Genomic DNA, 26,009 nt, shown 5'->3' with positions numbered 1-26,009 from the left:
CACTCATCTAACTCACTGATTAACAAGGAGTTTTCAGATCAGACTGCGCCGGAAGAGGCGCGCATTATAGGCCTTCGAACTTACCCGTCAATGGCTTTTTGAAAAGTTTTTGTCATCTTGGCCCCGGCAACCAACAAACGCCCTGCGAACGAAGGTAGGCGTAGCGACAGCAAGACAACTCCGCAAGCCGCATATAGAGACCATTCAGCAATATCTGAGCGGACAACCCACAACATATGTAGCAGCGCCAACCCAAGAATCACATAGACACTCTTGTGCAGCTGACGCCAGCGAGTCCCCAAGCGTCTCTGGCTATACCGATTTGACGTCAGCGCCAACACGGACAATCCCAGCAACGCTATCACCCCCACAATGATATAGGGGCGCTCACTCAAATCAGCCTGCAACCGCTCCATGTTCAGCCCAAGAATGAACAGCAGGTAGCCCGCCATATGCAGCAGGACATAAGCAAAGCACCACAAGCCCAACTGTCGACGAACAGCCAACCAGCCGGCCCAGCCAGTCAAACGCCGCAATGGCGTCATGCTCAGTGTGAACAACAGCAGAATCAACGCACCCTGCCCCAACCTATCCACAAGGACCTTGCCGGGATCCGGCCCCGTCAACTGCATCACTCCCTGGTAGAGCCAAAACAAAGGGAACGACAATGCCACCAAAAACACAGCCGCCCGCCAGAGCGAATAGCGCATCAGTAATACTTCCGTAAGTCGAGGTCGCCATAGAGTGATGCCACTTCGTCATAGCCATTGAACAGCCGAGTCGGCATTACATTGGGTTTGAACAGGCTATTGGGCAGGCGCCGCTCGGTCGCCTGACTCCAGCGCGGGTGATCCACCTGCGGATTGACGTTGGCATAGAAGCCGTACTCGTCGGGCGCGAGACTCTCCCAAGTCGTCCTGGGTTGCTCCGCCACAAGACTGATACGCACGATGGACTTGATACTCTTGAAGCCATATTTCCATGGCACCACCAAGCGCAACGGCGCACCATTCTGATTAGGCAGAACGCGACCATAGAGCCCCACAGCCATGATCGTCAGAGGGTGCATGGCTTCATCCATGCGCAGACCTTCGACATAAGGCCAGTCAATCAGCGAGAAGCCCGAGCGGACTCCGGCCATCTGCTCTGGCGCCACTCGCGTTTCGAAACGCACGTATTTCGCAGCGCCCGTAGGCTCGGCGTGCTTGATCAACTCGGCCAGCGGAAAGCCTAACCAGGGAATGACCATCGACCAAGCCTCGACACAACGCAATCGGTAGATCCGCTCCTCCAGGCGATGCGGCTGAACCAAATGCTCCAGAGAAACCACGCCCGGCTTGCCGACCTCACCATCGATCATTACCGACCACGGCTCCACCTCCAGCTTGCCTGCATAACGCGCAGGATCACCTTTGTTAGTGCCGAACTCGTAGAAGTTGTTGTAACGGGTAACGTCGGAATACGGCGTCAGCGCCTCGTCACCTGCAGTGACCGCCTGCCAGTGCACCTGGGGTAGCTTGCTGGCGAACCATGCGGGTGAAGCGCCTGCCTCGACATCGGCATAGCGCGACTCATCTGCATAGGCAGTCGTCGCCCCCGCAGCTAGCGCACCAGCAGCTGCAGACAGAAAACGGCGACGAGACAGATAAACAGCTTCGGGGGTGACTTCGGATTCGAGCGCAGCGGAGACGAGAGGAGTCTTGATGAGCATAGCGGGCTCCACAACCTTGACAACTGATGCGCCAATAGACTGCAGAGCCGGGGAAAAATTACATCACTCGACCGATTTGCGGCGACGCATTTGCAGCAGGTATTGCACCGGACCGGATACTGCATAGGCGAGGAAGATCAGCAGCAGGATACGGGGCGGATCGCTGAACACCACTGCAAAGACCAGCACAACCACCAGAATCGCCACGAAGGGTACGCGGCCTTTGAAGTCGAGATCCTTGAAACTGTAGAACTTGATATTGCTGACCATCAAGACACCCGCCATCGCCACCAGCAGCGCATAAAGCATGACCACCGGCACCGGCATATCCACGCCGTCGACACCAAAGTCCTTCAGCGCCCAAACCATGCCGGCCACCACACCAGCCGCCGCGGGACTGGCCAAGCCAACGAACCACTTCTTGTCGACCTTGCCGATCTGGGTATTGAAGCGAGCCAGACGCAGAGCTGCGCAAGCCGTGTAGATGAACGCTACGGTCAGACCGACATTACCGAGCTCGGACAACGCCCACTGGTATGCCAGCAATGCCGGAGCCAGGCCAAAAGCCACCATATCGGACAGCGAGTCGTACTCGGCGCCGAAGGCGCTCTGGGTATTGGTCAGGCGGGCAACTCGCCCGTCCAGACCATCCAGCACCATGGCAATGAAAACCGCGACAGCCGCATATTCGAACTTGCCGTTCATGGCGCTGACGATGGCAAAGAAACCGGCAAACAAATTGCCCGTGGTGAACAGGTTGGGTAGCAGGTAGATCCCCCGATGGCGCACTTTGCGGCCTTCGTCGTCATGCCCTTCTTCGACATGCTCATCGATAGGCAGCAGGCTTTCTTCTTCGGAGCTCTTGGCAGAGTCCTCGGGGCGTTCGTTCATGAGCAATACCTTGCAGCGGTTAAATACGATTACGACCGGCGCCAGCACTCGAGGTTCGCTGGCAACGCCGTTCAGCGAGAAGGCTTTATACCAGAAGCCACCCGACGCATAAAAAAACGCGGCCTAAGCCGCGTTCTTTTCGAGCGTCAGATGACCTTAGTTTTTGGTCTTGTCGACGATCTTGTTGGCAGAGATCCACGGCATCATGGCACGCAGCTTCTCACCGACCACTTCGATGCCGTGTGCGGCATTGTTGCGGCGGTAGGCGGTCATGGACGGGTAGTTGGCAGCGCCTTCGCTGATGAACATCTTGGCGTATTCGCCGTCCTGGATACGCTTCAGCGCGTTGCGCATGGCCTGGCGGGACTCGGCGTTGATCACTTCCGGGCCGGTCACGTACTCGCCGTACTCGGCGTTATTGGAGATCGAGTAGTTCATGTTGGCGATGCCGCCTTCGAACATCAGGTCGACGATCAGCTTCAGCTCGTGCAGGCACTCGAAGTAGGCCATTTCCGGGGCGTAACCGGCTTCGACCAGGGTATCGAAACCGGCCTTGACCAGCTCCACGCAACCACCACAGAGAACAGCCTGCTCACCGAACAGGTCGGTTTCGGTCTCGTCCTTGAAGGTAGTTTCGATGATGCCAGTACGGCCACCGCCGACGCCTGCGGCGTAGGACAGAGCAACGTTCTTGGCGTTGCCGGAAGCGTCCTGATAAACAGCGATCAGGTCAGGGATACCGCCACCCTTGACGAACTCGGAACGCACGGTGTGGCCCGGGGCCTTCGGCGCGATCATGATCACGTCGAGGTCGGCACGCGGAACAACCTGGTTGTAGTGGATGGAGAAGCCGTGGGAGAAGGCCAGGGTGGCGCCCTTCTTGATGTTCGGCTCGATCTCGTCCTTGTACAGGCGGCCCTGGAACTCGTCCGGGGTCAGGATCATGACCAGGTCAGCGTTGGCAACGGCAGTGGCCACGTCGGTGACTTTCAGGCCATGGGCCTCGGCCTTGGCAACGGTAGCGGAGCCTTTGCGCAGACCGATGGTGACGTCCACACCGGAGTCCTTCAGGTTGCACGCCTGGGCGTGGCCCTGGGAGCCGTAACCGATCACGGCGACTTTCTTACCCTGGATGATGGAGAGGTCGCAGTCTTTGTCGTAATAAACTTTCATGTTCTTGGCTCTTGTAGATCGAATGGGGTGAGGTGCACAGCACCGCTACAGAGGCACCTTAAGCGATCACACCTATTGCGTAAAATGATATATTTGCAACACAACATGCCGATATATGAAACACAATGGATAGCCACGCACTCAGACTTTTCCTCGCCCTGGCGGACAACCTGCACTTCGGCAAAACCAGTCGCGAGCAGCATGTCAGCCCTTCGGCGCTCAGCCGCAGCATCAAGCAGCTCGAAGACGAACTTGGCGCCAGGCTGTTTCTGCGCGACAACCGCTCGGTTCGCCTGACCCGGGAAGGGCAGCAGTTCCGCACATACGCCCAGGAAGTCATGAACGGCTGGCAAGCTATCCGTCAGACATTCAAGCAGGATCAGCTGATCCTGCACGGCGAGCTTTCCCTGTATTGCTCGGTCACGGCCAGCTACAGCTTCCTGTACGACATCCTCAGCAGCTTCCGGCAAAACTACCCGCGTATCGAAATGAAGCTGCACACCGGAGATCCGGAAAAGGCGGTTGAACGTGTACAGCAGGGATTGGAAGACCTCGCCATCGGCGCTCGCCCGGAAGCCCTGCCGGCCGACATCGAATTCCAACCCATAGCCCGCTCCGAGTTGCGCTTTATCGGCCCGCAGTCATCCCAACTGCTCAGCGACGAGCAGTTGAAACACCCCAGCGCGGAAAGCTGGCAGGACGTGCCAATGATCCTTTCCGAAGAGGGCCTGGCGCGGGCGCGCACCGACCGCTGGCTGAAGAGCCATAACATCAAGCCGCGTATCTACGCCCAGGTCAGCGGCAACGAGGCCATCGTCAGCATGGTCAGCCTGGGCTTCGGCATCGGCGTGGTACCGCAGATCGTGCTGGACAACAGCCCACTGACCGCACGCATCCGCCTCTACGATATCCAGCCGCCTCTGACCGCCTATGACATCGGCCTGTTTGCCCTACAGAAACGCCTAAAGGACCCGCTGATCGCCGCGTTCTGGAACCGCCAGAAATAAAAAGCCCCGCACTGGGCGGGGCTTTTTCACAACATGCCGATCAGATGCTCAGCACCTTGTCGCCACGCGCGATACCGGTGACACCACTGCGCACGGTTTCCAGAATCGACGCAGTGCCGATGGCCTGGATGAAGCTGTCCAGCTTGTCGCTGGTTCCGGCCAACTGGATGGTGTAGACACTGCTGGTCACGTCGACGATCTGCCCGCGGAAGATGTCGGTGGTTCGCTTGACCTCGGCGCGCTGGGCGCCGGTGGCCTTCACTTTCACCAGCATCAGTTCGCGCTCGATATGGGCACTCTCCGACAGGTTCACCAGCTTGACCACTTCGATCAGCTTGTTGAGGTTCTTGGTGATCTGCTCGATCACATCGTCATGGCCTACGGTGGTCAACGTCAGACGCGAGAGGGTCGGGTCTTCGGTCGGCGCCACGGTCAGGCTTTCGATGTTGTAATTACGCTGAGAGAACAGGCCAACGATGCGCGACAGTGCGCCCGGTTCGTTTTCCAGCAACAGGGAAATGATATGGCGCATGGTCAGGTCCGCTCCGTCTTGCTCAGCCACATGTCACGCATGGCACCGCCGCGAATCTGCATTGGGTACACGTGCTCACTGGTATCCACCGCGATATCGAGGAACACCAGACGGTTCTTCATGGCGAAGGCTTCTTCCATCTTCGGCTTGAGGTCTTTCAGGTCAGTGATGCGGATGCCCACATGACCATAGGCCTCGGCCAGCTTGACGAAGTCAGGCAGCGATTCCATGTAAGAGTGCGAATAACGGCTGCTGTACTGCATGTCCTGCCACTGGCGAACCATGCCCAGCGCGCCGTTGTTCAGGTTGATGATCTTCACCGGCAGGTCGTACTGCAGGCAGGTCGACAGTTCCTGAATGTTCATCTGGATACTGCCCTCACCGGTCACGCACGCCACGTCGGCATCCGGGAAGTTCAGCTTGACGCCCATGGCCGCCGGGAAACCGAAGCCCATGGTGCCCAGACCACCGGAGTTGATCCAGCGGTTAGGCTTGTTGAAGCGGTAATACTGCGCCGCGAACATCTGGTGCTGACCGACATCGGAGGTGATGAAGGCATCGCCCTTGGTCACTTCGCTCAGGGTCTCGATCACGGTTTGCGGCTTGATGATGCTGCCGTCACCCTCGTTGTAGGGGAACAGACGGCCACTGCCGCGCCACTCGTCGATCTGCTTCCACCAGCTGGCAACGGTGTCCTTGTTCGGGGTTTCACCGATTTCCTTGAGGATGGCGACCATCTCGGTCAGCACACTGTCGACCGGGCCAACAATCGGGATGTCGGCCTTGACCGTCTTGGAGATCGATGCCGGGTCGATATCGATGTGGATGATCTTGGCGTTCGGGCAGAACTTGGCACCGGTCTCACCGTTGATCACGCGGTCATCGAAGCGCGCGCCCACCGCCAGGATCACATCGGCGTGGTGCATGGCCAGGTTGGCCGTGTAGCTGCCGTGCATGCCGAGCATGCCAACGAACTGGCGGTCGGTGCCCGGGTAGGCGCCAAGGCCCATCAGGGTGTTGGTCACCGGGATATTGAGCATGCGCGCCAGTTCGGTGAGCTGCTCGGAAGCGCCGCCCATGACCACGCCACCGCCGGAATACATGACCGGGCGCTTGGCCGCCAGCAGCATCTCGGCAGCCTTGCGGATCTGCCCGGAATGGCCACGGGTGGCGGGGCTGTAGGAGCGCAGCTTGACCTTCTTCGGGTAGCTGTACTCGAACTTCTGGGTCGGATCACCCATGTCTTTGGGGATATCCACGACCACCGGACCGGGACGGCCGGACTGGGCGAGATAGAAAGCTTTCTTGATCACTTCGGGGATTTCCGAAGGATGCTTGATGATGAAACTGTGCTTCACGATCGGTCGGGAGATACCGACCATGTCGGTCTCCTGGAAGGCGTCGGTGCCGACCACGGTGCTGGGCACCTGACCGGAAATGACCACCATCGGAATCGAATCCATATAAGCGGTAGCGATGCCGGTGACGGCATTGGTCGCCCCCGGACCGGATGTCACCAGCACCACGCCGGCCTTGCCGGTGGCGCGGGCGTAGCCGTCCGCCATATGGGTAGCAGCCTGCTCGTGACGAACCAGGATGTGGGTCACTTCAGGCTCTTTGAACAGAGCATCGTAGATGTGCAGGAGGGCACCGCCCGGGTACCCGTAGATGTACTTCACGCCTTCGTCACGCAACGAGCGGACGACCATTTCAGCGCCGGATAAAAGCTCCACGTTGTTCACCTCTAAAACGCCAGATTACCACCCGACAACGAGTGGTCCTTGAAGTAGGTCTTACTGGTCGGCAGACGAGCGCGACTGTGGTCGCGAGTAGTGCAGGGGCCTGCTTGACGAGTAGCGGAACGGCCCAATCTTGCGGAGCCTTTCCTTCCCAGCGCGAGGTAACGCGTTGCGGGTGTAACGGGGGTCGGCACGGATAGCGCCTTTTTCCACTGAGCTGAAGGACGCTTGCGGCGGACTCCACTACAGCAGGAAGACGCGATTGTTCGGATTACTGAACGGCAAGTCAAGCTGTAACACGCAGTTTATTGCAATCGCGGCTTGTGACCTGGCGCAGGATGAAGATTCACGGGATTTGGTTATAGTAACCGGCAGGTTTTTGCTGCCGACATCAAGAAGGATATGACATGCGTCGCATGATTCTCGCGTGCAGTGTGCTGCTCGCCCTGAGCACCACCGTTAGTGCTGGCCAGATCTACAAGTGGGTGGACGCGCAGGGCAATGTTCACTTTGGTTCGCAGCCGCCAGAGGGCCAGAAGGCAGCTGAGGTGAACCCAAATATTTCCCAACCCAAGTCACCCGCCCCACAGGTAACCGCCACGCCAGCAGATAGCGAAGACGCCGTGCAAGAAAAGCTCGACCAGCAGGCGCGCGAGGACGCTGCCAAGAATGAAGCAGAGAGAAAAGTCTACTGCGAGCGCATCCGCAAGGACCTGGCACAGATGAAAGCCAACCCGCGGGTTCGCATCGAGGATGGTGGCGAGCTGCGCCGGCTGACCGAAGAAGAGCGCCAGGAACGCATCAGTAAGAGCGAAGCCTCCATCAAGGAAAACTGCCAGTAACCAACCGCTCTACTCAAGAGCGCTCAGTGAGCGCTCTTGATCAGACGATCAAACGTCTCCAGCTCGCGCAACAACCCCAGCACTTCCGCTTCACGACCGCGATAGCGCATATCGGCCATCTCGCGGATCCCCGAAGCCGTCGGCAGAGGGCCTCCCGACTCCAGCAACACCTTCATCCGCGGCAAAAACAGCCACTGCAGCCAGGCCTCGAAACTCATGGTATCGACGCAGAACGGCTGGACACTGGCTAGCGCCTCTGCACTGGGCGCCTCCACAGACCAGAACCCCAGTACACGCAGCTCCCGCTCGATCAGCAGTAACTGATCGGCGAGTGCAGACAGACGCGAGTCCATCAGAGATTGACCCGAGCGCGCTCGCGCGCTTGCGCAGCACCAGCAGGATCACCCTGGCGCTCTCGCGCCTGCGCGATCAGGTCCCACAGACCGGCCTGCAGAGCCGGACGGCCATTGGCGTAAGTCAGACCACGGCGAGCCAACTGCTCGGCCTGGGCGGCATCACCCTGAGCAAGGCGCACCTCGGCCAGACGATAGAGCACCTGGGGCTCACGCGGCGCGATGCGCTGAGCGCGCTCCAGGCTGGACGATGCACCGTCCAGATCACCGCTGCTCTGCTGTTGCTGGGCGCTGGTCAGCAGCGCCAGCACCGGACCATCGAGTTGCTCATCAGCAGCCAGCATGGTGCCACTGGGGATACCACTGGGCGCGCTGGGAGTCATCGGCTGCTGCTGGTAGACATCACCATTGCCAGGCAACGGCGCACTGCTCAGCGGAGCCGGCTCGAAAGTCGAGGGTGTGGCACTGCTGCCATCCGGAAAGGTCTGCAGGGGCGCCGAGCCCGCACCGCCCGGCACCATCACCACGACACCGGAGTCCTGCGGCAGATTCTGCGATTGTGCCTGCGCTGTCGGCGCGGCAGGCGAACCATAACCACCGCCCTGCTCGTCATCGAGCAGACGACCACTGGAGTCCACCACGGGAATGGAGCCCTGCTGCACGCCGGCACAACCCGTCAGCACCGCAGATGCCACTACTACCGCAACCCACCACTTAGCCATGCACATTCACTCCGCAATCAATTGAGCCAACCGCGCACCCAGTCCATGACCGAGTCCGCCGGGACACCCATACCGCAAGGGGCGCCCGCAGCGGGTTCGCTACCCCGTATGTAAGGAATTTGTACCGCATTCGGGCAACCCGCCGCAGAACCCTGGCCACTGGCTGCGTCCACCCAGGCCGACGTCACGTTATCCGGCATCGGCATGTCCAGCGGAAGCGGATCGGCCTTTTTCATGAAGCCGGTCCAAACCTGCAGCGCACCGGTGGCACCGGTCAACGGCGTCTTGCCGTTGTCATCACGACCGAGCCAGACCACCGCCAGCAAATCCTGACTGAAGCCGGCAAACCAGCTATCGCGCGAGTCGTTGCTGGTACCGGTCTTGCCCGCCAAGGTCAGATTGGACGACAACTGGCTGTAAACCGAGCGTCCGGTACCCTCGCGCATCACCCGCTGCATGGCGTTCTGCACCAGATAGATCGCACCAGGGTCGAAGCGCTGCTGAATGCGGAACTGATAGCGCTTCAGCGGCTCGCCTTCGGCGGCCAGCACATTGCGGATACCACGCAGCGGCGTATTGAAGCCACCATTGGCCAGGGTCTGGTACATGGTTGCCACTTCCATCGGGCTCAGGGCACCAGCCCCCAGCAGCATCGAGGGATAAGCCGGCCACTCGCGCTCGACACCCAGGCGCGCAAGGGTTTTGAGTACGTTGGGCACGCCCAGTTCCAGGCCGAGCTTGGCCGTCGACAAATTGTAGGAATTGGCCAGCCCCTGATAGAGATAAATGGTGCCGTGGGCCTTGCGGTCGTAGTTCTGCGGTCGCCAGACCTGGCCATCCTGACCCTTCACGGAGAACGGCGTGTCCTCCAGCCAGCTGGTCAGGGTGTACTGACTGGGTCGCTCCAGCGCTGTCAGATAGATCGCCGGCTTGATCAGCGAGCCGATGGGCCGATTGGCGTCCAGCGCCCGGTTGAAGCCGGCATAACGCGGTTGCCGACTGCCGATCAGCGCCTGCACTTCACCGGTTTCCGGATTGGTGACCACCATGGCCGCCTCGACCTCATCCACACCCTTGCGCCCCGACAAGCGCTTGAGGGTTTCGCCAAGTGCGGCTTCGGCCTTGAGCTGGATGATCGGGTCGAAACTGGTGAAGATACGCAGCCCCTCTTCGGTCAGGTCTTCCTCGCGATAGTCCTGGCGTAGCTGACGCTTGACCAGGTCGAGGAAGCCCGGGAAGGAGCTATCCGCCAGGCTGCCGCGCTTGGTCACGCCCAACGGCTTCTTCTTAGCGGCCTCGCCCTGCTCGGCACTGACCACACCCTGCTGCACCAGTAGATCAAGGACCAGGTTACGGCGCTCCAGCGCACGCTCCGGATTACGTCGTGGGTTGTAATAGGTCGGTCCCTTAACCATACCGACCAGCAACGCCACCTGCTCCAGCTTCAACTCGCCCAGCGGCTGACTGAAGAAATACTGGCTAGCCAGACCGAAGCCATGCACAGCACGCTGGCCATCCTGACCAAGGAACACCTCGTTGAGATAGGCCTCAAGAATTTCCTGCTTGTCGTAGTGCAGCTCCAGCAGCACCGCCATCATGGCCTCGGTGAGCTTACGGGTCAGGCTACGCTCGCTGGTGAGGTAGAAGTTCTTCACCAGCTGCTGCGTCAGGGTACTGCCACCCTGACGCAGCTGACCGGCAGTCGCGTTGATCCACACCGCGCGGGCGATGCCCTTGGGTGATACGCCGAAGTGGTTGAAGAACTCGCGATCCTCAACCGCAACCAGGGTTTCCACCAGGTAAGGCGGCGTCTGATCCAGCTTGATCAGGATGCGATCTTCGTGATGTGCCGGGTACAGACCGCCGATCAACAGCGGCTCCATACGCGCCACAGCCAGATTGCTGCCATTGCCCTGGGTCAGCCCGGCCACGTAGTCACCAGAGAATTTCACCCGCACTCGCTGCGCCGGCTCAACACCCTCATAGAACTGGAAACCGCGCGTATGCAGATCGACCAGGTTGCCGTTGACCGCCGCCGCGCCCGGGCCATTGGCCGCACCCTCGCGGCGATAGCCGAGGGCATCCAGTTCGGTGAGGAAGTCGGTCTTGCTCAGTTTCTGTCCGACGAAGAGTTCCAATGGCCGCGCATAGACCTTGGCCGGGACAGTCCAGCGCTTGCCGGAGAATTTCTCCTGCACCACGGCATCCAGATAAACGGCAAAGCCGGCCAGCAGCACCAGGCCGACCAGCGACAGTTTGAACAGCCAGCCCAGCCAGGAGCGGGAGCTGCCGGAGCGGCGCTTGGCGCCTTTACGGGGAGTACGGGATCGAGTCATGGCGCGGGATTATACGCACTTTGGCAAGCCCAGCCAGGCGCGCTCCGGCGGTTTGCAGAGTGCCGCACAGCGGCCATAATGCCGCCTCTTACCGACTTCAGAATGCAAGGAAAGACCGTGAGCCAAGCCCTGATTGCCGCCCTGCAGAACCCGGCCCTCTACCCCCACCCGGTGGAAGGCTTCCAGGTAATCGAGACGCACATCTCCTGGGTGCTGCTCACCGGCCCCTTCGCCTACAAGATCAAGAAACCGATGAACTTCGGCTTCCTCGACTTCACCACGCTGGAACAGCGCCAGCACTTCTGCGGCGAAGAGCTGCGCCTCAACCAGCGTCTCACCGAGGGGCTGTACCTCGATGTACTGCCGATCACCGGCAGCGAGAGCGCCCCGCAGCTGGGCGGCGACGGCACAACCATCGAGTACGCGCTGAAGATGCGCCAGTTCCCGCAGAGCCAGCTGCTCAGCGCCGTGCAGGCCCGCGGCGAACTGACCCCGGTGCACATCGACGCCCTGGCCCGGCAGATTGCTGACTTCCACGCCCGCACCCCAGCCGTGGCCGCGGATCATCCGCTGTGCTCGGCGCAGGCCATCGTCGCGCCGATGCGCCAGAACTTCGAACAGATCCGCCCACTGCTCAGCGACGCCGCCGACCTGCGCCAGGTCGACGCCCTGGAAGCCTGGACCGAGGCCAACATCACCCGCCTGGAGCCGCTGCTGGCACAGCGCGCCGCCAATGGTTCGATCCGCGAGTGCCACGGCGACATTCATCTGGGCAACGCCACTCTGCTCGACGGTTCCGTGGTGCTGTTCGACTGCATCGAGTTCAATGAGCCGTTCCGCCTGATCGACATCGCCTCGGACGCCGCCTTCCTCGCCATGGACCTGGAAGACCGCGGCCTCAAGGCGCTGTCGCGGCGCTTCGTCAGCGCCTGGCTGGAGCACAGCGGCGACTACGCGGCACTGGAGCTGTTCAACTTCTACAAAGCCTACCGCGCCTTGGTGCGGGCCAAGGTCGCGCTGTTCAGCCTGGCACACCAGAGCGATGCCGTGCAGAAAGCGGCCACCCTGCGCCAATACCGCAACTACGCCAACCTGGCGGAAAGCTACAGCGCCATCCCCTCACCCTTCATGGCCATCACCAGCGGCGTGTCCGCCGTTGGCAAGAGCCATGTTGCGCTGCGCCTGGTCGAGGCTCTGGGGGCTATCCGCATCCGCTCTGATATGGAGCGCAAGCGCCTGTTCGGCGAACAGGCGGAGGCTGACAAAGGCGCCCTGCGTGCCGGCATTTATAGCCCGGAGGCCACTACAGCTACTTACCAACACCTGCACCAACTGGCGGAAAGTGCTCTGCATGCAGGCTTCCCGGTGGTGCTGGACGCCGCCTACCTCAAGCATGCCCAGCGGGCCGCGGCCTGGCAGGTTGCCGAGCAAAACGGTGCACCTTTCCTGATTCTGGATTGCCAAGCCCCTCTGGACGTCATTACCGCCTGGTTGCAGCAGCGCCAGGCCGAGGGCAGCGACCCCTCCGATGCCACCCTGGAAGTGATCGAAGCCCAGCTGGCTGGCCGGGAAGAACTGAGCGCCGACGAACAGGCTCATAGCCGTCGCGTCGACACGCACCAGGCCTCCAGCCTGGACAGCCTGATCGACAGCATTCGCCAACGCCTGCCGGGGCTCTGAAACGTCCTCCCAGGGCCTGTCTATACTGCCGACAGGCCCTGAACGGAGGCACCCCATGAGCCAGCCCCAGCAACTGGATTCGCCGCTGTACCGCCTGCTGCGTAACGAGAAAGTCAGCGAGTTCAACCAGCAGAAGCCCAAGGACGGCAGCATCGACCTGCGCGGAGCAGATTTGCGTGGCCTCGATCTGCGCCAACTGGACGCCAGCCGCATCGACTTTACCGACGCCTATTTCCGCGGTGCCGACCTGCGTGGTCTGGATCTGCGCGAAGCCAATCTGCAGGGCGCGAGCATCGCCCATGCGCAGATCTCCGGGGCTTACTTCCCCGCACAGCTGGGCGCCGATGAAATCCTGCTCTCCATGCAGTTCGGCACGCGCATGCGCTATCGCCCCGCATGAGCGAAGTTGCCCGCCTGTTCGGCAATCGCGCCAGCGCCTACGCCAGTTTCCGCCCCAGCTACCCGGACGCGCTGTTCACCTGGCTAGCCAAGCACAGCCCCGGCCACCAACGCGTACTGGACATTGCCTGCGGCACCGGCCAAGCGACCCGACTGCTGCAGCGCCACTTCGACCGGGTATTGGCCTGCGACGCAAGCCTGGAACAACTGCGTGCCGCTGACCTACAAGGCATCGATAGCTTCGTGGCCGACGCCTGCAAGCAGCCACTGGAAGACAGCAGCCTCGATCTGATCGTCGTGGCCCAAGCCCTGCACTGGTTCGCCACACCCGCTTTTTTTACCGAGGTGCGTCGCCTGCTCAAACCCCACGGACTGTTCTGCGCCTGGTGCTACAACCTGCTACGCATAGATGAAACGCTCGACCCGCTGATTGACGACTTCTACTGGAACACACTCGGCGCCTACTGGCCGAGCGGCCGCGCCAGCGTGGATGCCGGCTACAGCGACATAGAACCACCCTTTGCGCGACTCAATCCACCTGAGCTCGCCATCGAACAGTACTGGAACCTCGATCAACTACTGGGCTACCTGAGCACCTGGTCGGCTGTGCAGAAACTGCACCACGCCAGCGGCCGCGCCCCACTGCAAGAGGTCGCGCCCAAACTGAGCAAGGCCTGGGGCGACGGGCAGCAGAGACGATTTATACGTTGGCCGCTACACTTCCTTGCAGGGACTCCCTGCACACCCATTCGTGACTGCGCAGCAATGCAAGGAAAGGAGGCGCAATGAATGATGAACTGCAACACCTGAGGAATCTGGGCAAGACATCGGCACAATGGTTACATGCCGTGGGTATCCACAACGCCAGCGACCTGCGGCGCCTCGGCTCGGTGGACGCCTACAGAGCGGTCCGCGCGCGAGGTTTTCGCGCCTCCAAGGTACTGCTTTACGCCATAGAGGGCGCGCTGCTCGATGTTCACTGGAACGAACTGTCGCCTGACCTCAAGGCCCAGCTCAATGGTCAACTGGACGAACAGCGGCCAGGCAACAAGAGCTAGCTCACAACCTCCGAGCGGCGGGATTTACCTGCATCGCGCCGCCGCCTATTGTTGCCACTAGCGACGTGCCTTATCGTCAGCCCAGCCAGTTCAAGGAACCAACGTCATGTACCTACTCGGGGAGCAACCGGCCTACGCCGATCAGCTGATCCAACGCCTGCAGAGCATTCCCACCCAGTTACTGGACGGGCTGCAGTCCAGCGGAGCACCGCTGCGCCTCGAGCAGGTTGAAGACCTGGCCAAGATACTGCCTGGCAACCAGCTGTACATCATCGAGAACGGCCTGCTGCATGCTCAGGTCGATGAGCGCCCGCTGTTCTACCTGCAGGAAGGTGACCTGGTCGGTCTGCGCCAGGGCATAGACCTGCCCAGCTGCCGCTACAGCAGCGAGGAACAACTGACCCTGATCCCCTACTCGCGCAGTGAAGTGTTCCAGCACATCTATGCCAGCGAGCAGCGCCAGGAGCTCTTCATCCAGTACCTGATCGGCCATACGGCCCTGCTCTCCGACGCGTTGGCCCGCCTCAAACAGCCGGAAATACGCCCGGCAACCGGTTTTCAACACTTCGCCACCGGTGAAGAGCTGATCCAGCAGGGCGACGATGCAGACCATGTATTCGTGATCATCGAGGGCCATGCCGATGCCTATGTGGATGGGCAAAAAGTCGGCGATGTGCAAAAAGACGAGATCTTCGGCGCCATGGCCGTGTTCACCCGCGAGAAACGCAGCGCCACAGTGATCGCCAGCGAGCCGTGCACTGTCATGGTCATCCCCAAGGATCAGTTCCTCAGCCTGATGCAGAGCAACCCGCGCATCGCTCACAGCCTGATCGAAAGCATGGCGCGCCGCATCGACCTGATGAACAAGGAAGTCACTCAGTTGCGTGCCCAGACGCAAGCGAACTGAGCTCCTGGTCCCGGAAAAACAAACCCCGGCCTGACGCCGGGGTTTGTTTTTGTAGCCGCCTCATCTTTTCGAAAATAATTCTCATCTAACCATTGACTCAAAAATGAGAATTGTTATTATTACCGCAACTGGTCGCGAGATCAGCCGGTAAGCTGAGAGGCCATTCAGTCGGACTCTTCAGATTATCTCCTCATCAGGCTAATCACGGTTATTGACCCGGCACTTTGCCGGGTCTTTTTTTGCCCGAAAGACAATGGCACCTGGCAGGGCATGAAGCCACCAGGTGCCGGAAGAGCTCTACCAACCCACGCCCAGACCAATCAGGTAGCGCCGCTCGTTGGTGTCGCCATACACGCTGGCGACCTTGTCCCACTCTGCCTTGAGGCTCAGTGCAGCCCAACTGTTGAGTTTGTAGCGAATACCCGCCTCGGTATCGATGATGTAATCGATCTCATCGACGAAAGGAGCCCCCACCTCGCCCTGGGTATACAGCTCGAAACTCTTGCCGATCAGGTAACGCTTGTAGTCCCACTCGAGGGCGGCCGAGTTGAAGTGCTCGCTGCTGCCATCGGCAAATACATAATCGTTGCGGTTGAACAACCCGGCCATGGAAAACGCGCCCAGCTCATTGTCCCAGAACTGGTAGCCAGGGCCGGTACCGACGGTGCGCTGGGTTTCCAGATCCTCGATACGGTCGTGGGTGTATTTCAGCTGCCCCTGCCAGAAGAATTGCTGGGTGAGGAAGTAGTCGAGGTCGTAGTTCAGCTCGACACGGTCGGTCTTGCGCTCGCCGTCCTTGGTCTCGTGGTCATACTCGGCCGCAATGCCGTGACGCCAGGCGCCGTGCCGAGCCTTGGTATCAAGGTCGATGTCATAGTCTTCGACATCGTTCTCGGCGCGCTTGTAGTCGGCGGAAAAATCCAGATTGCCCGTCCAGGTCAGGTCTTGTACCAGCGGCTTGGGCGGCAGCATCTGACTGATTGAGGTCAACGCCACCACCTTGGGCTCAGTGCCATTGACCAGTTCGACCTGCCCCTCACCCGCCGCCCGAATCGACTTGGCGTGCTCACCGACGAAGTCGTCCTGCTTGACCAGTAGCGCCTGCTCGCTTTCCAGCGTGGCAATCTTCTTCACATCCAGGGTGATGTTGCCGGCATAGTCGGTTTTGAGCAGCAGCTTGCCGCCATCAAAGAGCACAATGCTGCCAGTCAGTTTGTCACCATTCTTCAGCCAGACCGTATCGGCCAACGCAACAGAAGAGCTGGCGAGAAGCGCCAGATAGAGCAGGGAATGAGAGAATTTCATAGGCATCAGTGGGCTGGTTGCGAACAAAGGCGCGCATTATCCGGATGCGCACCTACGGAGCAAGCACAGACCCCCACACAGCCATGGAGTTCAGGCGATTCGCTTACCAGCCCACGCCAATACCGATCAAATAGTGTTTATCGGAGATAGTCGAACCCAAGCCGCGTAGCTGATTCAACTCATAGAGCAAAGACAGCCGCGCCCACTCGTTGACGCGATAACGCAGCCCCATCTCGCCATCGAGCACGTAGTCAATCTCCTCGATCTGCGGCACCTGCACCTCGGCATTGGTATAGAACTCCAGCCGCGAGCCCCACAGCAGCCGCTTATAGTCCCACTCCAGCGACCAACTATCGAACTCCAGCGCGTCGTAGGAGGTTTCGAGACGCACCCGATTGAGCTGGGTAACCAGGTCGAAGCGCCCCAGCTCGTCATCCCAGAAGCGATAACCGGGCCCGGTGCCAAGCACCCGCTGGCTATTGATCTCCTCGAACTGGTCATCGTGCTGTTCGTAGCCACCTCGCCAGAACCAGTGTTCGCTGAAGAACCGGTCGAGGTCGTATTCCAGCTCCCAGTTGTCCTCGGACTTCTCGCCATTCTCGGTTTCGCGCTCCAACTCACCACGCAACACATGTCGCCATCGACCATGCTCAACCCGAGTGTCGCCCTTGAGCCGCCACTCATCGGTGTGATCCTCGTTGCGCTCCATATCCAGCTTGGCATCCAGGTTGCCTTCCCAGTGTCGATCCTTGAGCACCGGACGCGGTGGCACCAGACGATCGATCTCCGCCATCGCCACCACCTGCTCGCGGCCATTGACCAGGCGAACCATGCCGGAGCCTGCCGGCTTGAGACGTTCGCTCTGCTCGCTGTCGAGGCCGTTGCGCCGTAGCATGAGGGGCTTGTCGGCACTCAGTGTCTCGATATCCTTCCAGTCGATCAGCACACGCCCGGCATACTTGGTTTTCAACACCAGCTTGCCGCCATCGAGCAACAGGATTTCGCCGCTCAGGCGGTCGCCATTGTTCAACCACACGGTATCGGCCTGCGCCGGAAGCCAGTGGGCCGACAACAACACCAGTAGCAGGATGCGCAAAGACATGAGCGGAGCACCACGTAGGCAGGCGAAAAATGAGCCTGAACATGCCCCAGCACTGCCCTCCACGGCAAGCGTCGAAGAGCGACGGGCCGCGCTCTACCTGGTGCTGGCGGCAATTCCGGAAGGCAAAGTGATCGCCTATGGCGAGCTGGCGTTGATGGCCGGCCTGGGCCGTGCCGCACGCTGGGTGGGGCGCACCCTCAGCCAGCTGCCGGAAGATACGCGCCTGCCCTGGCATCGTGTACTCGGCGCTGGCGGCCGCCTGAGCCTACCCGCCGGCAGCGCATCCGGCGCAGAGCAGCGCGCACGCCTGCGCAGTGAGGGGCTGACTATTAACAATGAGCGTGTCGATATGCGCCGCCACGGCTGGCGACCGCATGAGCCCGCAGACAAGTTGGAATAGCGACGACCCGCCCACACAGCTTGCGTAGCAATACCCACAGCCCCTAGAGTGCGCCCTTTGTCCGAGCCCGCAGCAGAACACGCCCATGCCTCGTAAAACCTGGCGCGCCGCCCTTGCCACCTATGCCCACCCGGCGGCCCTGGCCTTGCTGCTGCTCGGGTTCGCGGCCGGCCTACCCTACATGCTGGTGTTTTCCACCCTCTCGGTCTGGCTGCGTGAGGCCGGCGTGGCGCACCAGACCATCGGCTATGCCAGCCTGATCGGCCTGGCCTACGCGTTCAAATGGGTCTGGGCGCCCATGCTCGACCAGTGGCGCCTACCTGTCCTGGGTCGCCTTGGCCGGCGTCGCTCCTGGCTGGTGCTGTCGCAGGTACTGGTCGCCCTTGGCCTGATTGGCATGGCGCTGTGCAACCCGCAGGAACATCTATCCTGGCTGATCGCCGTAGCGGTGGTGGTTGCCTTTGCCTCGGCCACCCAGGACATTGCGGTAGACGCTTACCGTCTGGAAATCGTTGACGACAGCCGTCAGGCCGCCCTGGCCGCCAGCTATATGACTGGCTACCGCGTCGCGGCCCTGCTGGCCACGGCCGGCGCGCTGTATTTCGCTGGCTGGTTCGGCACGCCGGGAACCGGTTACCAGCATGGGGCCTGGGCCAGCACCTATCTGCTGTTTGCCCTGTTGATGCTGCCAGGGGTAATCACCACCCTGTGGATGCGCGAGCCGCCGGTGCCCATGCAGACCCAGATGGCGGCGGCGCGCTACGGCTTATACCGTCAGCTGGCGTCGGTACTGGTACTGATCGTGCTGCTGGTTTCGGTGCCTGCGATGTTCACCCAGCTCTTCCAGAGCGATGCATGGCTGACGCTGCAGGGTGAGACGGGGCTGGTCGAGCTGATTCGCGACGACCGCGCCTTCCTGCGCTTCCTGCTCTACCTGGTACTCACCAGCCTGTGCCTGTCGCGTATGGGCCGTCGCGGCCTGGCTCCGGTACTGACGCCGGTCAACGACTTCATCCTGCGCTACCGCTGGCAGGCGCTCTTGCTGCTGGGTCTGATCGCCACCTATCGCATGTCGGATACGGTGATGGGCGTCATGGCCAACGTGTTCTACATCGACATGGGCTTCGCCAAGAGCCAGATCGCCAGCGTCAGCAAACTGTTCGGCCTGGTGATGACCCTGCTCGGGGCGGCCCTCGGTGGCCTGCTGATCGTGCGCTTCGGCATCCTGCCGATTCTGCTGCTGGGCGGCGCGGCATCTGCGGCCACCAACCTGCTGTTCGCCAGCCTGTCCGGGTTAGGGGTCATCGCCGCCCCCCTCGACTACGCCGAACGCACGGCCTGGGAGCTGATCGAAGCCCTGGACCCGCACATGCTGATGCTGGTGCTGACCATCACCCTGGACAACCTCAGCTCGGGCCTGGCCACGGCGGCTTTCGTCGCCTATCTGTCGAGCCTGACCAACCTGAAGTTCTCCGCCACCCAGTACGCACTGCTCAGCTCCATCATGCTGCTGCTGCCACGCCTGGTCGGCGGATACTCCGGAGTGATGGTGGAAAAGCTGGGCTACGCGCAGTTCTTCCTCGCCACCGCCCTGCTCGGCATCCCCACCCTGCTGCTGATCATCCTGCAGTGGCGGCGCGGCGGCGCGCTGGTGAGCGAGCCGAGCAAGGTGTGATTCAGGCCGAAGCCTCGGAACTGATCATGCGCACCACCCGCTGCGGGAACGGAATGTCGATGCCCGCCTCACGCAGGCCATCGCGCACCCCCTCATTGAGCATGAACATGACGCCCCAATAGTCGCTGTTGTTGACCCACAGGCGCAGCGACAGGGTGATTGCGCTGTCGCCCAGCGAGGTCACCACCACTTCCGGCGCAGGCTCGGCCAGCACCCGCGAATCCCGCGCCAGGCCCAGCAGCACTTCGCGCGCGGCCTGCAGATCAGCGTCGTAGTCCACGCCGATATTGAAGATCACCTTGCGCGTGGCCTGGTGCGAGCTGTTGACGATCGCACCATTGCTCAGCGAACCGTTGGGCAGGATCACGGTCTTGTTATCCACGGTGCGCAGCACGGTGTGGAAGATCTGGATACTGTCGACCGTGCCCGCCACCCCCTGGGCCTCGATCCAGTCGCCAATGCGGAACGGACGGAACAGCAAAATCAGTACACCACCGGCGAAGTTCGCCAGGCTGCCCTGCAACGCCAGGCCGATGGCCAGGCCCGCCGCACCAATCACAGCAATGAAGGAGGCGGTCGAAATACCGATCATCGAGGCAACGCTGACCACCAGCAGCACCTTGAGGCCCATATTGGCCAGGCTGCCGATGAAACTGGTCAGCGCGGCATCCACCCGCCGTCCGCCCATCAAGGCCTGCAGCCTATGGGTCAAACGATTGATCAGCCACCAACCCAGCAGCAGCGTGAACAGCGCCAGAGTCAGCTTGCCGCTGTACTCCAGCACCACCGGCAGCCAGCTTTCGGACAGTTTGATCATCTCGTCGAGATTGAACTCCATGGGGGGTCACTCCTTTTTTCGGACAGCTAAAACGCCACCGCCATGGCGGGCCATGGCGGTGAAGGGTGTTCTATAGGGACGCCGGCAAGGCGTCAGGGTTCCGCCAGGCTGGCTTAGTCGCGGAAGTTGTTGTACTGCAGCGGCATGCCGAACTCCTTGCCACGCAGGGCTGCAATGGCCTCCTGCAGGTCATCGCGCTTCTTACCGGTGACGCGCACCTGCTCGCCCTGGATAGCCGCCTGAACCTTCAGCTTGCTGTCCTTGATATGGGCGACGATCTTCTTCGCCAGCTCCTTGTCGATGCCCTCGCGGAAGGTCACTTCCTGCTTCATCACCTTGCCGGAGGCATAGGCATCCTTGGTCTCCATACACTGGCAATCGATCTTGCGCTTGATCAGACAACTGCGCACGATGTCGAGCATCTGCTCCAGCATGAATTCGGCTTCGGCGGTCAGGGTCAGGCTCTTGTCCTTGCTTTCGATGCTGCACTTGCCGCGCAGGTCGAAGCGTCGTTCGAGCTCCTTGATGGCATTGTCGACCGCATTGGTCAGTTCGTGTTTGTCCAGTTCCGACACGACGTCGAACGAAGGCATGAGCTAGCTCCTGATGGACGGCGCGATCCTCCGCACGGAGTGAGCACGCCTGACTTGACGATAAAAATGGCGCGCCCATTATAACCAGTCTGATACGCACCGTTCGTCGCTGCGCCTTCCCCCTTCTATTTCAGTCGAGCTGCCAGCAATGCCCAACCCCCATCTCAGCATCCTGGTAGTGGACGATGCCAAGTTCTCCAGCGCCATGATCGGCCGCGCCCTGAGCCAGGCCGGCTACCAGGACGTACGCTTCGCCAACAGTGCCGCCGAGGCCCTGCGCCAGCTGGAGAAACGCCCCGCCAGCGTACTGCTGGCCGACTGGCTGATGCCGGAGATGGACGGCCTGGAGCTGACCGGACGCGTACGCCAGCTGGACGAAACCGCCGAGCACTACACCTACGTCATCCTGCTCACCGGCAAGGAAGGTGACAACGTACTGGCCGAGGCCTTCGACCGAGGTGTTGATGACTTCATCAGCAAATCCTCGATGAATGAGCAATTGATGCCCCGGGTGTATGCCGCCGACCGCCTGTGCAACAACCTGCAGCGCCTGCTCAACGAAAACCGCATGCTGACGCAGAACATCGCCAGCCTTGAGCAGCGCAACCTGGTCGACCCGCTGACCGGCCTCGGCAACCCGCGCTACCTGCAACAGAAGCTGGCAGACAGCCTGCGCCAGGTCGAGTCGCGTGGCGGCGCCCTGTGCTACCTGTTGATTGGCCTGCAGGAAGGCGACGCGCTGCGTCGCCAGCACGGCAACGGTTTCTGGAACGAAGTGCTGCATGGCGTCGCCCGGCGCCTGCAACAACTGGTACGGCCGCTGGACGTGCTGACCCGGGTGGACGAAAACCACTTCGGCATCGTCACCCTGATCGAAGACCTGCAGGAGTGCTCGCCAAGCAGCTTCAAGCGCATGCATGACGGCCTCAACCTCAAGGCGTTCAAGACCAGCGAAGGCTTCATCAGCCTCAAGGCCGGCATCGCCCTGGTCGGCCTCGACGCCAGGTCCCTGCCCGTCGAACCGCGCCAACTGTTTGCCGAGGCCACCCGCCTGCTGCCCGAGTCCTACGTCAGCGGCCGAGTCAGCGCGGCGCGCCTGCCGCTGCCACAGTGAATACCTGGTACATCCTCGGTGCCGGCAGCCTGGGTACACTCTGGGCCGCGCGCCTGGCCCGTGCAGGCCTGCCAGTCAAACTGCTCCTGCGTGACAGCACCAGCCTGAGCCGCTACCGCAGTGGCGGTGGCTTGAGCCTGGTGGAAAATAGCCAGACCAGCCTCTACCCCATCCCAGCGGAAACGGCCCAAGGCAGCACACCAATCGGCCGCGTGCTGCTGGCCTGCAAGGCCTACGATGCCGAAGAAGCGGCGGCCAGCCTCGCTCCGCGCCTGAGCCCGGGCGCCGAGATCATCCTGCTGCAGAATGGCCTCGGCAGCCAGCAGGCCGTCGCCGAGCGGCTGCCCAAGGCCCATTGCATCTTTGCCTCGAGCACCGAGGGCGCCTTTCGTGACGGCCCGTTTCGCACGGTTTTCGCCGGCCAGGGCCACACCTGGCTGGGGCAACCCGGCCAATCGGCGGAGCCTGCCTGGCTCAACGAACTGAGCCAGGCAGGCATCCCTCATCAGTGGACTGCGAACATCCTGGGCAAGCTATGGCGCAAGCTGGCGCTGAATTGCGCCATCAATCCACTGACCGTGCTGCACGGTTGCCAAAATGGCGGACTGCGCGACTTTCCCGAAGAAGTCGCCACTCTCTGCCGAGAGCTGAGCGAACTTTTACTGCGCGCGGGGCAGCCCGAGGCCGCCAGCGGCTTGCACGAGCAGGTGCAGGGCGTGATCGAGCACACCGCGGCCAACTACTCCTCCATGTATCAGGACGTTCAGGCTGGGCGGCGCACCGAGATCAGCTTCCTGCTTGGCTATGCCTGTCATGAAGGTGAACGCCTGGGCCTGAGCCTGCCGCAACTTAAGAGCCTGCAGCAGCGTCTGCTGGCCGCACTGCAGGCCCGCGGATTGCCCCTGACCTGAAGCGAGGCTAACCTGCCCTTCCCTCTTGCTTGGAAGCCGCACCCTTGAGCCGTCTTCGCCAGCGCCTCGACAACCTGCCGGTTGGCCGCAAGCTGCTTGCCGCGCTGCTGGTACTGCTGGCCACCGTCATGCTGGTGGCCAACCTGGCCTTCATCAGCGCGGCCTACTGGATCTCCCAGGAAAGTGTCGCACCGCAGGCTCTACAGACACTCGGCAGGCTGATCGCCACTTCGCACATCAGCAACGCCGCCCTGGCCTCGCCGGAGCAAGCCCGGCAACTGCTGGAACACCTGGACAGCTACACCCCACTGCGCGCCGCAGCCCTCTACAACAGCGCCGGCCAACGCCTGGCCGAACTACAACTGGGCAAGCCCCTGCAGTTGCCTGCGCACAGCGAAGATTTAGAGCACTGGCGCCAGGGCGAATTCCGCACCACCCAACTCATCGACCTGCCCCAGGCAGGCAAACCTCCCGGACGCCTGCTGCTGGTCGCCTCCAGCGAACTGCCGGGTGCCTTCTACACCGGCACGCTCACCGCCAGCGGCGTGATTCTGGTCATCAGCGTCATGCTCTGGGCGCTGATCGCGCGCCAGATCAAACGTCTGATCACCCGCCCCATCCGCCAGCTGGAAGAGCTCTCGCGCCAGGTCACCCGCGAGGAGAACTATGCGCTGCGCTCTGCCCGCGGCAACCAGGATGAGATCGGTAGCCTGGCGGACGCCTTCAACACCATGCTCAGCCGTATGGAGGCCCGCGAACAACAGCTCAAGCGTGCCCGTGACGATGCCGAGAGCGCCTTCGCCCAGGCCCAGAGCCTGGCCGAGGAAACTCGCCACTCCAATCGCAAGCTGGAACTGGAGGTGCAGGTACGCAGCAAGATCGAGAAAAAGCTCACCGGCTTCCAGAACTACCTCAACAACATCATCGACTCCATGCCCTCGGCGCTGATCGCCGTCGATGATCAGCTCTACGTCACCCAGTGGAACCAGGAGGCCAGCGCGCTCTCAGGCACGCCACTAAACGCGGCGCTGAACCAGCCGGTGTTTCTCGCCTTTCCACCGCTCAAGCCCTTTCTGCCACAACTCAAGCGAGCCGCCGAGCAGCATCAGGTAGAGAAGGTCGAACGCGTCACCTGGCTGCGTGGAGACGAACCCCATCACTACGCCCTGACCTTCTACCCGCTGATGGGGGCCAGTGGTCGCGGCGCGGTCATCCGTATCGACGACATCACCCAGCGCCTGTCCCTCGAGGAAATGATGGTGCAGTCGGAGAAGATGCTCTCGGTCGGCGGCCTGGCCGCCGGCATGGCCCATGAGATCAACAACCCCCTCGGCGCCATCCTGCACAACGTGCAGAACGTGCGCCGGCGCCTGTCCACCGAGCTGGCAAAGAACCAGGAACAGGCACGCGCCATAGGTATCGCCCTGGACGACGTCAACGCCTACCTGCAGGCGCGGGAGATTCCACAGCTGCTCGATGGCATTCAGCAGGCCGGCTCGCGGGCGGCGAAGATCGTCAGCCACATGCTCGCCTTCAGTCGGCGCAGCAATCGCCAGCTGGCGCCCTGCCAGCTGCCGCAGCTGATCGAGCAGGCCCTGGAAATCGCCGGCAACGACTTCGACCTCACGGAAAGTTTCGACTTCAAGGGGCTGACCATCGTCCGCGACTTCGACCCGCGCCTGGAGCCGGTGCCGGCCACCGCCAACGAACTGGAACAGGTCCTGCTCAACCTGCTGAAGAACGCCGCCCAGGCCATTCACCTGCGCGACGACGACCAGGAGCCGGGTCGCATCATCCTGCGTACCCGGCGCACCCCGCCCTGGGCCGAAATCCAGGTGGAAGACAACGGCGTGGGCATGCCGGAAAGCGTGCGCAAGCGTATCTTCGAGCCCTTCTTCACCACCAAGGAAGTGGGTCAGGGCACCGGCCTGGGCCTGTCCGTGTCGTATTTCATCGTCACCAACAACCACAAGGGCCAGCTGGAGGTGCATTCCACCCCTGGCCAGGGCACCTGCTTCACCCTGCGCCTGCCACTGGCGGCAGCGCCCGAACAGATGAGTCACTGAAATGGGTTACCGACTAAGCAAGATCTACACGAAAACCGGCGACAAGGGCGAGACCGGGCTGGCCGATGGCCGGCGGGTGAGCAAGGACCACCCGCGGATCGAGGCCATGGGCGAGCTGGACAACCTCAATAGCCAGATCGGCCTGCTGCTCGCCGAATTGGCCGAGAAACAGGTCACCTGTCCCGGCCTGGGCGAGATCATCGAAGTCCTGTCGCCCTGTCAGCACCGCCTGTTCGACCTCGGCGGCGAACTGGCGATGCCCGAGTATCAGGCGCTGCAGGAAGACGAGGTGGCGCGTCTGGAAGTGGCCATCGACCAGTGGAACGAGGAAGTCGGCCCGCTCACCAACTTCATCCTGCCCGGTGGTTCGCGACTGATCGCCCAGGCTCACGTCTGCCGCGGCCTGGCGCGCAGCGCCGAGCGCCGTTGCCAGCATCTCAATGCCGTGGAGCCGCTGCGCCCGGTGGGCATGGCTTACGTCAATCGTCTGTCCGACCTGCTGTTCGTCGCCGCGCGCCTGATCGCGCGCCGCCAGGGCATCGCAGAGGTCCTCTGGACGTCGGCAGAGAAGCCCTAGGTTGGGTCGGGCCACGGAGGTTGAGCGCAACGAAGCCCAACAAGCGAGCCAGCAGGTAACTCTGCTGCTGCGCTCAAC

At 61.6% G+C, this 26,009-nt stretch carries 26 protein-coding genes; 13 read left to right on the top strand and 13 right to left on the bottom strand.

Translation table 11 applies throughout. The features are described from left to right. Window positions 1-80: 80 nt before the first annotated feature. From msrQ to ilvC, 4 genes are all read right to left on the bottom strand, one after another. The gene (gene msrQ, locus P7A97_RS07225) at window positions 81-710 is read right to left on the bottom strand and encodes a protein-methionine-sulfoxide reductase heme-binding subunit MsrQ (RefSeq protein ID WP_277689238.1); all 630 of its coding nucleotides are present in this window, start codon (window positions 708-710) and stop codon (window positions 81-83) included. Continuing rightward, window positions 710-1,711, bottom strand: coding sequence for a protein-methionine-sulfoxide reductase catalytic subunit MsrP (gene msrP / locus P7A97_RS07220; RefSeq protein WP_277689237.1), 1,002 nt, complete (start codon window positions 1,709-1,711; stop codon window positions 710-712). Before msrP ends, msrQ begins: the two co-directional genes overlap by 1 nt. Before the next feature lie 63 nt (window positions 1,712-1,774). Continuing rightward, a complete protein-coding gene (pssA, locus tag P7A97_RS07215; RefSeq protein WP_277689236.1) occupies window positions 1,775-2,602 on the bottom strand; it encodes a CDP-diacylglycerol--serine O-phosphatidyltransferase in 828 nt (275 codons plus the stop codon). Between the two features lie 156 nt (window positions 2,603-2,758). Then, window positions 2,759-3,775: a ketol-acid reductoisomerase gene (gene ilvC / locus P7A97_RS07210; RefSeq protein WP_277689235.1), complete on the bottom strand. Its 1,017-nt coding sequence runs from the start codon at window positions 3,773-3,775 to the stop codon at window positions 2,759-2,761. 125 nt (window positions 3,776-3,900) lie between these two features. On the opposite strand from ilvC, the gene ilvY reads away from it, so the two are divergent. Then, on the top strand, window positions 3,901-4,782 hold the full coding sequence (gene ilvY / locus P7A97_RS07205) for an HTH-type transcriptional activator IlvY (protein WP_277689234.1): 882 nt from the start codon (window positions 3,901-3,903) through the stop codon (window positions 4,780-4,782). 40 nt (window positions 4,783-4,822) lie between these two features. On the opposite strand, the gene ilvN is transcribed toward ilvY, so the two are convergent. Both ilvN and P7A97_RS07195 read right to left on the bottom strand, forming a co-directional pair. Further along, the gene (gene ilvN / locus P7A97_RS07200) at window positions 4,823-5,314 is read right to left on the bottom strand and encodes an acetolactate synthase small subunit (protein WP_068829612.1); all 492 of its coding nucleotides are present in this window, start codon (window positions 5,312-5,314) and stop codon (window positions 4,823-4,825) included. A gap of 2 nt (window positions 5,315-5,316) precedes the next feature. Beyond that, entirely contained in the window at window positions 5,317-7,047 is a 1,731-nt protein-coding gene (locus P7A97_RS07195; protein WP_277689233.1) for an acetolactate synthase 3 large subunit, read from the bottom strand. Window positions 7,048-7,460: 413 nt separating this feature from the next. On the opposite strand from P7A97_RS07195, the gene P7A97_RS07190 reads away from it, so the two are divergent. Next, window positions 7,461-7,895, top strand: coding sequence for a DUF4124 domain-containing protein (locus tag P7A97_RS07190; RefSeq protein ID WP_277689232.1), 435 nt, complete (start codon window positions 7,461-7,463; stop codon window positions 7,893-7,895). A gap of 23 nt (window positions 7,896-7,918) precedes the next feature. On the opposite strand, the gene P7A97_RS07185 is transcribed toward P7A97_RS07190, so the two are convergent. From P7A97_RS07185 to mrcB, 3 genes are read right to left on the bottom strand one after another with little or no spacing between them, the layout of a single operon-like run. Further along, window positions 7,919-8,248: a YqcC family protein gene (locus tag P7A97_RS07185; RefSeq protein WP_277689231.1), complete on the bottom strand. Its 330-nt coding sequence runs from the start codon at window positions 8,246-8,248 to the stop codon at window positions 7,919-7,921. Next, a complete protein-coding gene (locus tag P7A97_RS07180; RefSeq protein ID WP_277689229.1) occupies window positions 8,248-8,970 on the bottom strand; it encodes a tetratricopeptide repeat protein in 723 nt (240 codons plus the stop codon). Before P7A97_RS07180 ends, P7A97_RS07185 begins: the two co-directional genes overlap by 1 nt. Before the next feature lie 17 nt (window positions 8,971-8,987). Continuing rightward, window positions 8,988-11,306, bottom strand: coding sequence for a penicillin-binding protein 1B (mrcB, locus tag P7A97_RS07175; RefSeq protein ID WP_277689227.1), 2,319 nt, complete (start codon window positions 11,304-11,306; stop codon window positions 8,988-8,990). A 117-nt stretch (window positions 11,307-11,423) separates the two neighbouring features. Here mrcB and P7A97_RS07170 point away from each other — a divergent pair, with 117 nt between their 5' ends. The 5 genes from P7A97_RS07170 (at window position 11,424) to P7A97_RS07150 (ending at window position 15,350) form a co-directional block, all read left to right on the top strand. Then, window positions 11,424-12,986, top strand: a complete 1,563-nt coding sequence (locus P7A97_RS07170) for a bifunctional aminoglycoside phosphotransferase/ATP-binding protein (RefSeq protein ID WP_277689226.1) — start codon at window positions 11,424-11,426, stop codon at window positions 12,984-12,986. Between the two features lie 55 nt (window positions 12,987-13,041). Further along, window positions 13,042-13,386 carry a pentapeptide repeat-containing protein gene (locus P7A97_RS07165; RefSeq protein ID WP_277689225.1) on the top strand — a complete coding sequence of 115 codons (345 nt, stop codon included), beginning with the start codon at window positions 13,042-13,044 and terminating at the stop codon, window positions 13,384-13,386. Next, window positions 13,383-14,174 carry a class I SAM-dependent methyltransferase gene (locus P7A97_RS07160; RefSeq protein ID WP_277689224.1) on the top strand — a complete coding sequence of 264 codons (792 nt, stop codon included), beginning with the start codon at window positions 13,383-13,385 and terminating at the stop codon, window positions 14,172-14,174. Before P7A97_RS07165 ends, P7A97_RS07160 begins: the two co-directional genes overlap by 4 nt. Next, window positions 14,171-14,443, top strand: a complete 273-nt coding sequence (locus P7A97_RS07155) for a TfoX/Sxy family protein (RefSeq protein ID WP_277689223.1) — start codon at window positions 14,171-14,173, stop codon at window positions 14,441-14,443. Before P7A97_RS07160 ends, P7A97_RS07155 begins: the two co-directional genes overlap by 4 nt. Before the next feature lie 106 nt (window positions 14,444-14,549). After that, window positions 14,550-15,350, top strand: coding sequence for a cyclic nucleotide-binding domain-containing protein (locus P7A97_RS07150; protein WP_277689222.1), 801 nt, complete (start codon window positions 14,550-14,552; stop codon window positions 15,348-15,350). Window positions 15,351-15,647: 297 nt separating this feature from the next. On the opposite strand, the gene P7A97_RS07145 is transcribed toward P7A97_RS07150, so the two are convergent. Next, window positions 15,648-16,655: a DUF481 domain-containing protein gene (locus tag P7A97_RS07145; protein WP_277689221.1), complete on the bottom strand. Its 1,008-nt coding sequence runs from the start codon at window positions 16,653-16,655 to the stop codon at window positions 15,648-15,650. A 103-nt stretch (window positions 16,656-16,758) separates the two neighbouring features. Beyond that, on the bottom strand, window positions 16,759-17,757 hold the full coding sequence (locus P7A97_RS07140) for a DUF481 domain-containing protein (protein WP_277689220.1): 999 nt from the start codon (window positions 17,755-17,757) through the stop codon (window positions 16,759-16,761). On the opposite strand from P7A97_RS07140, the gene P7A97_RS07135 reads away from it, so the two are divergent. Together P7A97_RS07135 and P7A97_RS07130 are read left to right on the top strand one after the other, a co-directional pair. Continuing rightward, window positions 17,756-18,157, top strand: a complete 402-nt coding sequence (locus tag P7A97_RS07135) for an MGMT family protein (RefSeq protein WP_277689219.1) — start codon at window positions 17,756-17,758, stop codon at window positions 18,155-18,157. The two genes, P7A97_RS07140 and P7A97_RS07135, sit on opposite strands and share 2 nt — an antisense overlap. 85 nt (window positions 18,158-18,242) lie before the next feature. Then, window positions 18,243-19,832 (top strand): AmpG family muropeptide MFS transporter, encoded by a 1,590-nt coding sequence (locus P7A97_RS07130; RefSeq protein WP_277689218.1) that lies wholly within the window; start codon window positions 18,243-18,245, stop codon window positions 19,830-19,832. A gap of 1 nt (window position 19,833) precedes the next feature. Here the strand turns inward: P7A97_RS07130 and P7A97_RS07125 are convergent, their stop codons facing one another. Both P7A97_RS07125 and P7A97_RS07120 read right to left on the bottom strand, forming a co-directional pair. Then, the gene (locus P7A97_RS07125) at window positions 19,834-20,670 is read right to left on the bottom strand and encodes a mechanosensitive ion channel domain-containing protein (protein WP_277689217.1); all 837 of its coding nucleotides are present in this window, start codon (window positions 20,668-20,670) and stop codon (window positions 19,834-19,836) included. A 113-nt stretch (window positions 20,671-20,783) separates the two neighbouring features. Further along, window positions 20,784-21,263: a YajQ family cyclic di-GMP-binding protein gene (locus P7A97_RS07120; protein ID WP_277689216.1), complete on the bottom strand. Its 480-nt coding sequence runs from the start codon at window positions 21,261-21,263 to the stop codon at window positions 20,784-20,786. Between the two features lie 148 nt (window positions 21,264-21,411). Between P7A97_RS07120 and P7A97_RS07115 the strand changes: the two genes are divergently transcribed. From P7A97_RS07115 to P7A97_RS07100, 4 genes are read left to right on the top strand one after another with little or no spacing between them, the layout of a single operon-like run. Continuing rightward, window positions 21,412-22,377 (top strand): response regulator, encoded by a 966-nt coding sequence (locus P7A97_RS07115; protein WP_277689215.1) that lies wholly within the window; start codon window positions 21,412-21,414, stop codon window positions 22,375-22,377. Then, window positions 22,374-23,288, top strand: coding sequence for a putative 2-dehydropantoate 2-reductase (locus tag P7A97_RS07110; protein WP_277689214.1), 915 nt, complete (start codon window positions 22,374-22,376; stop codon window positions 23,286-23,288). The genes P7A97_RS07115 and P7A97_RS07110 overlap by 4 nt, the downstream gene beginning before the upstream one ends. Window positions 23,289-23,332: 44 nt before the next feature. Further along, window positions 23,333-25,354 carry an ATP-binding protein gene (locus tag P7A97_RS07105; protein ID WP_277689213.1) on the top strand — a complete coding sequence of 674 codons (2,022 nt, stop codon included), beginning with the start codon at window positions 23,333-23,335 and terminating at the stop codon, window positions 25,352-25,354. A gap of 1 nt (window position 25,355) precedes the next feature. Then, complete coding sequence (locus P7A97_RS07100; protein WP_277689212.1) at window positions 25,356-25,931, top strand: cob(I)yrinic acid a,c-diamide adenosyltransferase; 576 nt, start codon at window positions 25,356-25,358, stop codon at window positions 25,929-25,931. Window positions 25,932-26,009 lie beyond the last annotated feature (78 nt).

This window comes from Pseudomonas sp. GOM6 (genome assembly GCF_029537485.1).
Taxonomy (GTDB): domain Bacteria; phylum Pseudomonadota; class Gammaproteobacteria; order Pseudomonadales; family Pseudomonadaceae; genus Aquipseudomonas.
The sequence above is the reverse complement of the archived record's forward strand: the minus strand, read 5'-3'. Positions and strand labels throughout refer to the sequence as shown.

Bases quoted from the DNA above. Each gene is read 5' to 3' on its own strand.
- mrcB (WP_277689227.1), bottom strand. From the start codon at position 11,306: ATGACTCGATCCCGTACTCCCCGTAAAGGCGCCAAGCGCCGCTCCGGC.
- pssA (WP_277689236.1), bottom strand. From the start codon at position 2,602: ATGAACGAACGCCCCGAGGACTCTGCCAAGAGCTCCGAAGAAGAAAGC.
- P7A97_RS07135 (WP_277689219.1), top strand. From the start codon at position 17,756: ATGAGCGGAGCACCACGTAGGCAGGCGAAAAATGAGCCTGAACATGCC.
- P7A97_RS07120 (WP_277689216.1), bottom strand. From the start codon at position 21,263: ATGCCTTCGTTCGACGTCGTGTCGGAACTGGACAAACACGAACTGACC.
- P7A97_RS07130 (WP_277689218.1), top strand. From the start codon at position 18,243: ATGCCTCGTAAAACCTGGCGCGCCGCCCTTGCCACCTATGCCCACCCG.
- P7A97_RS07160 (WP_277689224.1), top strand. From the start codon at position 13,383: ATGAGCGAAGTTGCCCGCCTGTTCGGCAATCGCGCCAGCGCCTACGCC.
- P7A97_RS07155 (WP_277689223.1), top strand. From the start codon at position 14,171: ATGAATGATGAACTGCAACACCTGAGGAATCTGGGCAAGACATCGGCA.
- ilvY (WP_277689234.1), top strand. From the start codon at position 3,901: ATGGATAGCCACGCACTCAGACTTTTCCTCGCCCTGGCGGACAACCTG.
- P7A97_RS07145 (WP_277689221.1), bottom strand. From the start codon at position 16,655: ATGAAATTCTCTCATTCCCTGCTCTATCTGGCGCTTCTCGCCAGCTCT.
- P7A97_RS07115 (WP_277689215.1), top strand. From the start codon at position 21,412: ATGCCCAACCCCCATCTCAGCATCCTGGTAGTGGACGATGCCAAGTTC.
- P7A97_RS07100 (WP_277689212.1), top strand. From the start codon at position 25,356: ATGGGTTACCGACTAAGCAAGATCTACACGAAAACCGGCGACAAGGGC.
- msrQ (WP_277689238.1), bottom strand. From the start codon at position 710: ATGCGCTATTCGCTCTGGCGGGCGGCTGTGTTTTTGGTGGCATTGTCG.
- P7A97_RS07150 (WP_277689222.1), top strand. From the start codon at position 14,550: ATGTACCTACTCGGGGAGCAACCGGCCTACGCCGATCAGCTGATCCAA.
- ilvC (WP_277689235.1), bottom strand. From the start codon at position 3,775: ATGAAAGTTTATTACGACAAAGACTGCGACCTCTCCATCATCCAGGGT.
- P7A97_RS07165 (WP_277689225.1), top strand. From the start codon at position 13,042: ATGAGCCAGCCCCAGCAACTGGATTCGCCGCTGTACCGCCTGCTGCGT.
- P7A97_RS07185 (WP_277689231.1), bottom strand. From the start codon at position 8,248: ATGGACTCGCGTCTGTCTGCACTCGCCGATCAGTTACTGCTGATCGAG.
- ilvN (WP_068829612.1), bottom strand. From the start codon at position 5,314: ATGCGCCATATCATTTCCCTGTTGCTGGAAAACGAACCGGGCGCACTG.
- P7A97_RS07140 (WP_277689220.1), bottom strand. From the start codon at position 17,757: ATGTCTTTGCGCATCCTGCTACTGGTGTTGTTGTCGGCCCACTGGCTT.
- msrP (WP_277689237.1), bottom strand. From the start codon at position 1,711: ATGCTCATCAAGACTCCTCTCGTCTCCGCTGCGCTCGAATCCGAAGTC.
- P7A97_RS07180 (WP_277689229.1), bottom strand. From the start codon at position 8,970: ATGGCTAAGTGGTGGGTTGCGGTAGTAGTGGCATCTGCGGTGCTGACG.
- P7A97_RS07190 (WP_277689232.1), top strand. From the start codon at position 7,461: ATGCGTCGCATGATTCTCGCGTGCAGTGTGCTGCTCGCCCTGAGCACC.
- P7A97_RS07125 (WP_277689217.1), bottom strand. From the start codon at position 20,670: ATGGAGTTCAATCTCGACGAGATGATCAAACTGTCCGAAAGCTGGCTG.